Below are 10573 nucleotides of genomic sequence, written 5' to 3'. Positions count from 1 at the left end.
TAAGACGAGATTATGGAACTCAGACGCCGCAAACCGCGGGTGCTGATCGTTACGCCGGAAGTGACCTATCTGCCCGACCGCATGGGCAGCCTGGCCCATTTTTTGACCGCCAAGGCGGGCGGATTGGCCGATGTATCGGCCGCCCTGGTCAGCGCCTTGTTCAACCAGGGGGCGGATGTGCATGTGGCCTTGCCGGACTATCGCTCCATCTTCGAAGACCGGCTGGCCCCTTTCTTGCGCAAGGAGCGGCGCCTGCTGCGCCGGGTGATGCCCAACGACCGGGTTCACCTGGCACAGGACCGGGCCTTCTTCTACCTCAACCGGGTTTACTCCAACTACGGCAGTGAAAACATCCACATCGCCCTGGCCTTCCAACGCGAGGTGATCAACAACATCGTGCCCCGGGTGCGCCCCGACCTGATCCACTGCAACGACTGGATGACCGGCCTGATTCCGGCCATGGCCCGCACGCTGCGCATCCCCTGCCTGTTCACCATCCACAACATCCATACGGTCAAAACCACCCTGGCCGCCATCGAGGACCGGGGTATCGACGCCGCCTATTTCTGGGACCAACTGTACTACACCGACTTCGCCGACGAATATGAAAAGGCGCGGGATCACGTGCCCGTCGATTTCCTGGTCAGCGGGGTGTTCGCCGCGCACTTTGTCAACACCGTCAGCCAGCACTTTCTGGATGAGATCGTTCAGGGGCGCCACGACTTCATCGAGCCCCATCTGCGCCAGGAGTTGATCAACAAGGTGGCCGCCGAGTGCGCCGCCGGCATCCTCAACGCCCCGGATCCGAGCTTCAGCCCGGCGACGGACGACCAATTGGCGGTGACTTACGGGCCGGACGACCATGGCCCGGCCAAGCGTGCCAACAAGCGGGAGCTGCAGCGCCTGCTGGGACTGGCCGAGGATGAGCGGGCCCCGCTGTTCTTCTGGCCCTCCCGCCTGGACCCGGTGCAGAAGGGATGCCAGTTGCTGGCGGACATCTTTTACAGCGTCATCTCCAAGCACTGGGATCACAATCTGCAGGTGGTGTTCGTTGCCGATGGTCCCTTTCAGGGCGTGTTTCGCAACATCGTCAATCACCACCAGTTTCATCAAAGGGCGGCGGTGTGCGATTTCAGCGAAAAGCTGGAACACCTGGCCTATGGCGCAGCCGACTTTGTGCTGATGCCTTCGCGCTTCGAACCGTGCGGATTGCCCCAGATGATCGGCCAGATCTACGGGGCGCTGCCGGTGGCCCACGACACCGGCGGCCTGCACAACACCATCGTGCCCATGGACGTCGCCGGCGACCGGGGCAGTGGTTTTCTGTTCGAAGTTTACGACAGCAACGGCCTGGCATGGGCCATCGATCGGGCCATGGATTTCCACCGGCTGCCCGAAGCGCAGCGGGCGCGCCACATCCGGCGCATTATGGTTGAGGCGGCGGACACCTTCACCCACTCGGTCAATGCCCGGCACTATATCCAACTTTATGAAAAGATGTTGGACCGACCCTTGATCGTCTGATGGCCATGACTTCCACCCACGCAAATCAGCGTCTGGAGCGCTTTCTCATGACAGACCCCTATATCGAGGCCCACCGCGATGCCATCGACCGGCGTATCGCCCTGATCGAACGCACGGCCCGGCAATTGGCGGGGGACCATGCCGATCTAGCCGATTTCGCCGCCGGCCACGAATATTTCGGCCTGCATTTCCGGGACGGCGGCTGGGTGCTGCGGGAGTGGGCACCCAACGCGTCGGCCATGCACCTGGTGGGTCAACTGAGCGATTGGCAGGTGCGAGACGACTTGGCTTTTCAGCGCCTCGATGCCCACGGCACCTGGGAACTGCGGTTGCCGGCCGATGCAATGGGCCACGGCGACCTTTACCGGCTCCATCTGCAATGGCCCGGCGGCGGCGGGGATCGCATCCCCGCCTGGGCCCGGCGCGTGGTCCAAGACCCCGACACCTTGATCTTCAATGCCCAGGTGTGGCGGCCGGACACACCCTATCAGTGGCGATCGGATCCGTTCACCCCGCCGCAAGGCGCACCACTGATCTACGAGGTGCACATAGGCATGGCCCAGGCGGAGGGCCGGGTGGGCACCTATGCCCAATTCACGGCCGAGGTGCTGCCCCGGGTGGTGGCCGCGGGCTACGACACGCTGCAGATCATGGCAATCCCCGAGCACCCTTACTACGGCAGCTATGGCTACCATGTGACCAGCTTCTTTGCGCCGGCGTCGCGCTTCGGCACGCCCGAGGAACTCAAGGCCCTGATCGACGCCGCCCACGCCGCCGGACTGCGGGTGCTCATCGACCTGGTTCACTCCCACGCGGCCAACAACGAAGTGGAGGGCATCAGCCGTTTCGACGGCACCGATTACCAGTTTTTCCATAGCGGCGATCGGGGCCGGCACGTGGCTTGGGATTCGCGCCTTTTCGACTACGGCAAGCCGGAAGTACTGCATTTTTTACTTTCCAACTGCCGCTACTGGCTCGACGAGTTCCGGGTGGACGGGTTTCGTTTCGACGGCATCACCAGCATGCTCTACCTGGATCACGGCCTCGGCAAGGCGTTCACCTCCTATGACGACTACTTCAACGCCAACGTCGATGAAGACGCCCTTTGCTACCTGGCCCTGGCCAATCAAGTCATCCATGCGGTCCAGCCGGAAGCGATCACCATCGCCGAAGACATGAGCGGCATGCCCGGTCTGGCCCGCCCCCGGGAAGACGGCGGCATCGGGTTTGATTACCGTTTCGCCATGGGGGTGCCTGACCACTGGATCCGCCTGGCCAAGGACACCCCCGACGAACAGTGGCACATGGGCGGCCTGTGGTTCGAGCTGAACAACCGCCGCCACGACGAGAAAACCATCTCCTACACCGAATCCCACGACCAGGCCCTGGTCGGGGATCAGGCCCTTGTTTTCCGGCTCATCGGCGATGCCATTTACGATCACATGCACCGGGACGATCGCCATCCGCAGGTGGAGCGGGGCGTGGCCCTGCACAAGATGATCCGACTGATCACCCTGGCCACCGCCGGCCACGGCTATCTCAACTTCATGGGCAACGAGTTCGGCCACCCCGAGTGGATCGACTTTCCGCGGCCGGGCAACAACTGGTCCTATCACTACGCCCGACGCCAATGGCACCTGGTGGACGACCCCGACCTGAAGTACCGACAGCTGGACCGTTTCGACAAGGCCATGATCGCCTTGGCCCGGCAATGGGCCGTGCCGGGCAGTGCGGCGCCCCGGCTGCTGTGGGAACACGATGAGGACAAGATCTTGCTTTTCCGGCGCGCCGGGCTGATCTTCGCTTTCAATTTTCATCCCACCCGCTCTTTCAGCGACTATCGTTTCCCGGCGCCTGAAGGGCACTATGGCATCGTGCTGGATTCCGACGACGGGGCCTTCGGCGGGCATGGGCGGGTGGATCATGCCGTAGACCATGTGACCTTGCCGGAAGGGGCCGACCCCCATATCATCCACCGCCTGTCCCTTTACCTGCCCAACCGCACCGCCCTGGTTCTGGCGCCCCAAGGAAGTTCATGATCGCCGTTGACAACCTGACCAAAACCTTCGGCAGCCAAATCCTCTTCGATGCCGTCAGCTTCAAAATCAACGCCCGGGAGCGGGTGGGGCTGGTGGGCCGTAACGGGCACGGCAAGACCACCCTGTTTCGCATCCTGGTGGGCGAAGAAGCCTATGACGAAGGCAGCGTCGTGCTGCCCAAGGGGTACCGCATCGGCCATGTGCGACAGCAACTGGCCTTTTCCTGCGACAACATACTGGCGGAGGGGATGCGGGGATTGCCGCCGGCCAAGCGGGACCATCACTGGGAGGTGGAGAAGGTGCTGGCCGGCCTGGGATTCAGCCAAGACGACATGCAGCGGCCGCCGGGCGATTTTTCCGGCGGGTTCCAGGTGCGCCTCAACCTTGCCAAGGTGCTGGTTTCCGAGCCGGATCTGCTGTTGCTGGACGAACCCACCAACTATCTGGACATCACCTCCATCCGCTGGATCGAACGCTTCCTGACGGCCTGGCCCGGCGAGCTGCTGCTCATCACCCATGACCGCGGCTTCATGGACCGGGTGGTGACCCACACCATGGGCATCCATCGCCGCAAGGTGCGCAAAATGGCCGGCGACACGCGCAAATATTATGGCCAAATCGCACAAGACGAAGAAATCTACGAAAAAACCCGGCTCAACAATGAACGCCGCGCCCGTGAAGTCGAGCAGTTCATCACCCGATTTCGCGCCAAGGCGCGCCTGGCGGGCCTGGTGCAGTCGCGGGTCAAAGCTTTGGAGAAGTTGGATAAAAGAGAAAAGCTGCACAAGCTGCGCGAACTTTCCTTCAGCTTCCGGTCCCATCCCTTTCGGGGCAAGCAGATGCTGGCCGCGCGGGACCTGGCCTTTGCCCACCCTGGACATCCAACACTGTTTGAAGGGCTCGATTTCACGGTCAACGCCGGTGATCGGTTGTGCGTAATCGGCCCCAACGGCAAAGGCAAAACCACCCTGCTGCAGCTTTTGGCCGGCAATCTCACGCCGCAACGGGGCGCCATCGCCTATCATCCCGGCGTTGCCGGCGGCTTTTACGAGCAGACCAACATCCAAAGCCTCAACGACCTGCACACTGTGGAAGAGGCGATCCAGAGCTGCCATCCCGACGTCGATCGTCAGCAGGCGCGCAACATCTGCGGCGCCATGCTCTTCGAAGGGGATCAGGCACTGAAGAAAGTCGCCGTTCTCTCGGGCGGCGAAAAGGCACGTGTCATGCTGGGCCGTCTGCTGGCCACCCCCCTGAACCTGTTGCTGCTGGACGAACCGAGCAACCATCTGGACCTGGAGTCCTGCGACGCCCTGCTGGACGCCATCGACCGGTTCGAGGGGGCGGTGATCATGGTGACCCACAACGAGCTGTTTTTGCACACCCTGGCGCAGCGGTTGGTGGTGTTTCACCAGGACCGGGTGACGCTCTTCGAGGGCACCTACCAGGCGTTTCTGGACAAGGACGGTTGGGGCGATCAAGACGGCGGCCCCTCTATCAACACGCCGGCTGTTGCGAACGAAACCGCCCCGGCAGAGCCGCAGCACTCCAAGAAAGAGTTGCGGCGACGACGCTCGGCCATCATTACGGAACACGCCAAACGCAGCCGCCCGGTGGACAAGGCCATTACCGAACTGGAAAGCGGCATCGAGGCCGATGAAGCGCAGCTGGCCGCCTTGAACGATGAAATGGTAACGGCCGCCCAAGCCAATGACGGCGAACGCATCGCCCGACTCTCCCAATCCATCCATCAATGCCGGCAACGCATCGATGAACGGTTCAATGCTTTGGAGGATTGGTATCAGCGCAAAGAAGTGTTGGACGCGGACCTGGCGCAGAAGCTGGAAGATTGATCGAGCCCGGCAAACGATGGCGTTGCGTGACGTGCCGTTTTACGAAGATCAGGGCCGGGCTTTGGGCTGCTTCACTTAGAAATACTTGTTGCGCAGGGCGGCCAATTGGGCCAGGTAGCGCTCGCGGTACATCAACCCGCGCTGGTTGTTGATGTCGTAGAACAAATAGTCCAGGTGGGGCCGTATGTCGACGCCGTAGGCATTGCGGCGGTGTTCATTGGCCATGTCCAGGGTGAGAAGCGCGTAGTAGTTGATCAGCATGCGCATTTTGCTGTCCCGGCGCAGCAGGTAACCGCGGCCGCCCATGGTGTTCAGAAAATAGGCGGCATATTCGTAAAGGGGTTGCAACCGGGGCGGCTCGCCGTCCACCGGCCGACCCTCCGCACAAACCGTCAGCCATGAGAAGATCACGGCCATGGCCGGTTCCAGCACGGCCCCTTCCTCGTCGAGGATCTGCTTGATCAACAACAGGCGGTCCTTGCCCAGCACACGGTAGAGGTGGGTGACATTGCGCAGCAGTCCGTAGAGGTTGTTCAGCTCGCCGACGTTGGTGGGCGTTGTGGCGGCCAGGCGCTCCAAGGTCTCATCGAAAAAGGTTTCGGCACGCATCTCCAGCCCGGCTTCGGTCACATACCCTTTGCCGTCCAAATAGTTGAAAAAGGCCGCCACTTGGGTGGTGATGCGGTTGCAGTCGACCTGTTCCGGGCGGGTGGTGTCGGTGGGCAGATGGGGACCGAAAACCTCGCTCAGGTCGTCGACGGGTGGGCCCGTGTCCATCCGGGCGGTCAGCGCGTCGATACGGTCCTGCAATTGTTCCAGGCGTTGACGACACAGCGCCTTTTCGTCATTGACGGCCTGCTCCACCGCATTGGTGTGCCAATGGCCGATCCAGTGGTATCCCAACAGTCCAAAGCCCACTACGGCGAACAAAATCAGCAAGTATCGAATGGTTTTATCCATCGCCCGCCAAACCGCTTTTCAGATGGTATCGATTTGCGTTAAAGAAACGCTTTGAACATACTGCAGCGGGACGTTGTTTGCAAGGCCAAGGTTCTGCGAGGTGTTCGGCATTCTTGATTAACGCTTTATTTTGCCTACGAAGAATGAAGGAGGCGTCCATGGTTGATGTTCATCCCCTGCGTTACATGATCGATATTGCACCAGACCTGGAACGGTTCGTTTTTGATGGCCGGGTAACCATTGCGTTGCAATTGGACAAATCCGTTCGGGAGGTGGCCCTCAACAGCTTGGATCTGGCCATCTGGCGCTGTCAATGGGCGCAGGACGACGGATGGGTCGATGCGGCCTTCGGGGTCGATCCCGCGCAGGAACGACTGACCGTGCAACCACCCGCAGCGGTCAGCGGCCCCCAAACGCTGCGCATCGACTACCAGGGAATGATCAACGACACCATGGGCGGCTTTTACCGCAGTCAGGCCAAACAGGGCAACACCACACACCGCATGGCGGTCACCCAATTCCAGGAGAGCTCTGCAAGGCAAGCCTTTCCCTGCATGGATCACCCCTTGCACAAAGCGGTCTTTGAGGTCCGCTTGACCGTAGCGGAAGGATTGACCGTACTGTCCAACACCCTGCCGATGCGGGAGGAGCCGGTCAACCTGGGCCGCAAACGGGTGGTTTTTCAGCCCAGCCCGCGCATGTCCACCTATTTGCTCTTTTTCGGGGTGGGCCCCTTTGAGCTGGTGGTGGATCAACAGGATACGCGGGTGCGCCTGGCCCATCTGCCGGGGCTGGGCCACACCACCGGCCCGGGGCTCGAATTCGGGCGTCAGGCGCTGCACTATTGCGAGACCTACTATGACATTCCCTATCCGTTGCCCAAGATGGATCTGATCGCCATTCCCGATTTCGCCTTCGGCGCAATGGAGAACTGGGGCGCCATCACCTTCCGCGAAAACCTGCTGCTGCACTTCCCCGAGCTGACGTCCAAGGCCGGTGAACAGCGCATTTTCGAAGTGATCGCCCACGAAATCGCCCACCAGTGGTTCGGCAACCTGGTGACGCCGGCCGACTGGAAATATTTGTGGCTCAACGAATCCTTTGCCACCTATTTCGGTTACGGCGTGGTGGCCCACTACAAACCCGGATGGGGTGTCTGGGATCAGTTCCTGCTGACCGAAACCGCCACCGCCCTGACGCGGGACGGCTTGCAGGACACCTTCGCCATCGAAATCCCCGGCGGCGAACATGTGGTGATCAACAGCAGCACCGCGCCCATCATCTACAACAAGGGCGCCAGTATTTTACGCATGATCGAGGGTGTGATCGGCACGGCGGCCTACCAGGCCGGGGTGCGTCGCTACCTGCGCGAGCACCAGTATGACTGCGCCGAAAGCCACCATTTGTGGCAAGCCTTCGAAGCCGCATCCACCCAGCCGGTAACCGCCATGATGCAGAGCTGGATCGGCCAGCCCGGCCACCCCCTGATCACGGTGGCACGCCGGGGCGACCGCCTGCAGTTGCGCCAGGAGCGCTTCACCTACCTGGATGTGCCCACCGATCGCACCTGGACCGTTCCGTTGACCGTCTACACCTGGGGCGCCGACGGCACGGCACAACGGCAGCAGATGCTGATGGATGATTCCCGCGCCGAAATGGTTCTACCGCCGGACACCCGATGCTACAAGGTCAACTGCGACCAGGCCGGATTTTACCGCGTCGCCTACGACGACGATGCCAATCTGGCCGCCCTGGGCCAGCAGATTCGAACCGGCGCCATGGGCGTGGCGGATCGTTGGGGCGTTCAGAACGATCTCTACGCCCTGGTGCGGCAGGGCCGCGTCGACCTGAACACCTACCTGTCCTATCTGGACCATTACGCAACGGAAGAAGCCTTTTTGCCCTTGGCCGGCATTGCCGGCCATCTGCACAACGCCCTTCTGGTGGCGCCACCGGAGCCGCGGGACGTGATCGCGGCCCGCGGTCGGGCCCTGGCGGCCCGCACCCTGGAGCGCATCGGTTATGCACCGCTGGCCGAGGAACCCCACACCACCGCCATCTTGCGCGAACAGCTGCTGTGGCTGGGCGCCTTGTGGGGCCATGCCGACGCGGTGGCTTTCGGCGAAGAGCAGTTCGAACGCATGGCGGCCGATCACGCCGTCCATCCCGATATCGCCAAGGCGGTGATGCAGATCGCCGCTCGCAGCCGTGGTGAAGCCGTGCTCGGGTGGTTGCAGGAGCGGTTCAGGCAAACCCCCAGCGAACACGAACGGATGAATGTGCTCGCCGCCCTGGGCTGCTTCGAAGCGTGGCCCGCCATCGCTGCGGCCCTTGATTTCACCCTGGCGCAGGTGCCGCCCCGCAACCGCTTCCTCCCCATCGTGGCCCTGGCGGCCAACCCGTCGGCCCAACCGCACCTGTGGGACTGGTACCTGAGTCATCGGGAGGCGTTGGAACAACTCCACCCCCTGCTCTACGAGCGGGTGCTCACCGCCATCATTCCTTTCGGCGGCCTGGACCGGGAAGAGCAGGTGCGGCAATTCGCCACGCCCTACATGGAAAGCCACGCCCATTTGGCGGATGCCATGCGACTGGCCTTGGAGAATTTGGAAATCAATACGCGCATGCGGGGCACGATGGAGGGATAACGGGGTTTTCGGGGCGCCCGACGCGGCGGGTCAAGCCCCGACACCCGGAACCTGGGAGGGAAACGGATGAAAATCGGCCGTCTTGCCGCCGCTGCAAGGGCGGCAAGACGGCCGATTGATGTTTTTGCAGTCGCCCTCTAAACCCGTTCGGCCACCAGGTCGCCCACCTCTTTGGTGCCGTAACCCATCTTGCCGGCGGACAAACTCTTGATCTTGGTGGCGGTGACGTCCCGCACGGCCGATTCGATGGCGTCGGCGGCCGCCGTTTCGCCCAAGGTTTCCAGCATCATGGCGCCGGCGCAGATGGCCGCCAGGGGGTTGATGATATTCATGCCGGTGTATTTGGGCGCCGAACCGCCGATGGGCTCGAACATGCTCACCCCTTCGGGGTTGATGTTGCCGCCGGCGGCGATGCCCATGCCGCCCTGGGTTTCGGCCCCCAGGTCGGTGATGATGTCGCCGAACATGTTGGAAGTCACCAGCACATCGAACCATTCCGGGCTCTTGACCATCCACATGCAGGTGGCATCGACGTGATAGTACTCCCGCTGCACATCGGGATAGTCCCGCTCGCCGATTTCATGGAACACCCGCTCCCAGAGACCGAAAACATAGGTGAGCACATTGGTTTTGCCCACCAGGCCGAGGGTGTTGGCATCCCCCTTGCCGCGCGCCTTCTTGCCGAATTTGCGGGCGTATTCAAAGGCGAACCGCAGGCAGCGCTCCACCTGGAAGCGATTGTAGACCATGGTTTGCATGGCCACCTCGTGGGGTGTGCCCTGCATGGAAACGCCGCCCATGCCGGTGTAGATGTCGCCCGAATTTTCACGGATGACGGCATAATCGATCTGTTCCGGCCCCTTGTTTTTCAAAGGGGTTTCCACGCCGGGGAACAGCCGCACCGGACGCAGATTGATGTACTGGTCCAGCTCGAAACGCAAGCGCAGCAAGATCCCTTTTTCCAAAATGCCGGGCTTGACCCCCGGGTGACCGATGGCCCCCAGGTAAATGCTGTCGAAGCCGCGCAGCTCGTCAACGGCCGTATCGGGCAGCACCTCGCCGGTGCGCAGGTAGCGCTCGCCGCCGAAGTCGAAATCGGTCATCTCCAGTTTGAAGCCGAATTTGGCCGCCGCCGCGTTCAGCACCTTGCACCCCTCGGCCACCACTTCCGGCCCGGTGCCGTCGCCCCCGATCACCGCAATGCGGTATGTTTTGGTCATGTCGAACTCCCCGCGGTCCACCCATCGGCGGATCCGGTCAATGAATGGGCTTATGAAGCCGTTGAAATTGGCCTGTTATATGCAAAAGGGGACGCGGGGTCAAGTACGGTTGCCGTTTTGGGATTTGAGTTGGTTGATAGTTTGTTGGGTTGGTTGGGTTGGTTGAGCGTTGAGTGGGTTGAAAGGTTGCGATAATCGAAATCGGGATCGAAAAGAGAACGACGCCGCGGTCCATGGGTTATAGAAAATCGATGTCGAATTAGCAGGATTCCTACCAGCGGATGGGCGCGCCGACCACAAAGGTTTTTTCCCACCGTAAAAGTGACATG

At 61.7% G+C, this 10573-nt stretch carries 6 protein-coding genes; 4 read left to right on the top strand and 2 right to left on the bottom strand.

What is annotated here, in order from left to right; translation table 11 throughout:
• Window positions 1-12: 12 nt before the first annotated feature.
• Genes MRX98_RS17145 through MRX98_RS17135 form a run of 3 tightly spaced genes read left to right on the top strand, consistent with a single transcriptional unit; the run spans window position 13 to window position 5416 of the window.
• On the top strand, window positions 13-1524 hold the full coding sequence (locus tag MRX98_RS17145; RefSeq protein WP_246912874.1) for a glycogen synthase: 1512 nt from the start codon (window positions 13-15) through the stop codon (window positions 1522-1524).
• Window positions 1525-1571: 47 nt separating this feature from the next.
• Window positions 1572-3563 (top strand): alpha amylase C-terminal domain-containing protein, encoded by a 1992-nt coding sequence (locus tag MRX98_RS17140; RefSeq protein WP_246912872.1) that lies wholly within the window; start codon window positions 1572-1574, stop codon window positions 3561-3563.
• The gene (locus tag MRX98_RS17135; protein WP_246912862.1) at window positions 3560-5416 is read left to right on the top strand and encodes an ABC-F family ATP-binding cassette domain-containing protein; all 1857 of its coding nucleotides are present in this window, start codon (window positions 3560-3562) and stop codon (window positions 5414-5416) included. Before MRX98_RS17140 ends, MRX98_RS17135 begins: the two co-directional genes overlap by 4 nt.
• 75 nt (window positions 5417-5491) lie before the next feature.
• On the opposite strand, the gene MRX98_RS17130 is transcribed toward MRX98_RS17135, so the two are convergent.
• Window positions 5492-6376, bottom strand: coding sequence for a hypothetical protein (locus MRX98_RS17130; protein ID WP_246912861.1), 885 nt, complete (start codon window positions 6374-6376; stop codon window positions 5492-5494).
• A 158-nt stretch (window positions 6377-6534) separates the two neighbouring features.
• Between MRX98_RS17130 and MRX98_RS17125 the strand changes: the two genes are divergently transcribed.
• Complete coding sequence (locus MRX98_RS17125) at window positions 6535-9024, top strand: M1 family metallopeptidase (RefSeq protein ID WP_246912859.1); 2490 nt, start codon at window positions 6535-6537, stop codon at window positions 9022-9024.
• A 137-nt stretch (window positions 9025-9161) separates the two neighbouring features.
• On the opposite strand, the gene MRX98_RS17120 is transcribed toward MRX98_RS17125, so the two are convergent.
• Entirely contained in the window at window positions 9162-10244 is a 1083-nt protein-coding gene (locus MRX98_RS17120) for a 3-isopropylmalate dehydrogenase (protein WP_246912856.1), read from the bottom strand.
• Window positions 10245-10573 lie beyond the last annotated feature (329 nt).

The organism is Desulfatitalea alkaliphila, from assembly GCF_022968795.1.
Taxonomy (GTDB): Bacteria; Desulfobacterota; Desulfobacteria; order Desulfobacterales; family Desulfosarcinaceae; genus Desulfatitalea; species Desulfatitalea alkaliphila.
Note: the sequence above shows the minus strand (reverse complement) of the source record. Positions and strands in the feature narration are given on the sequence as shown.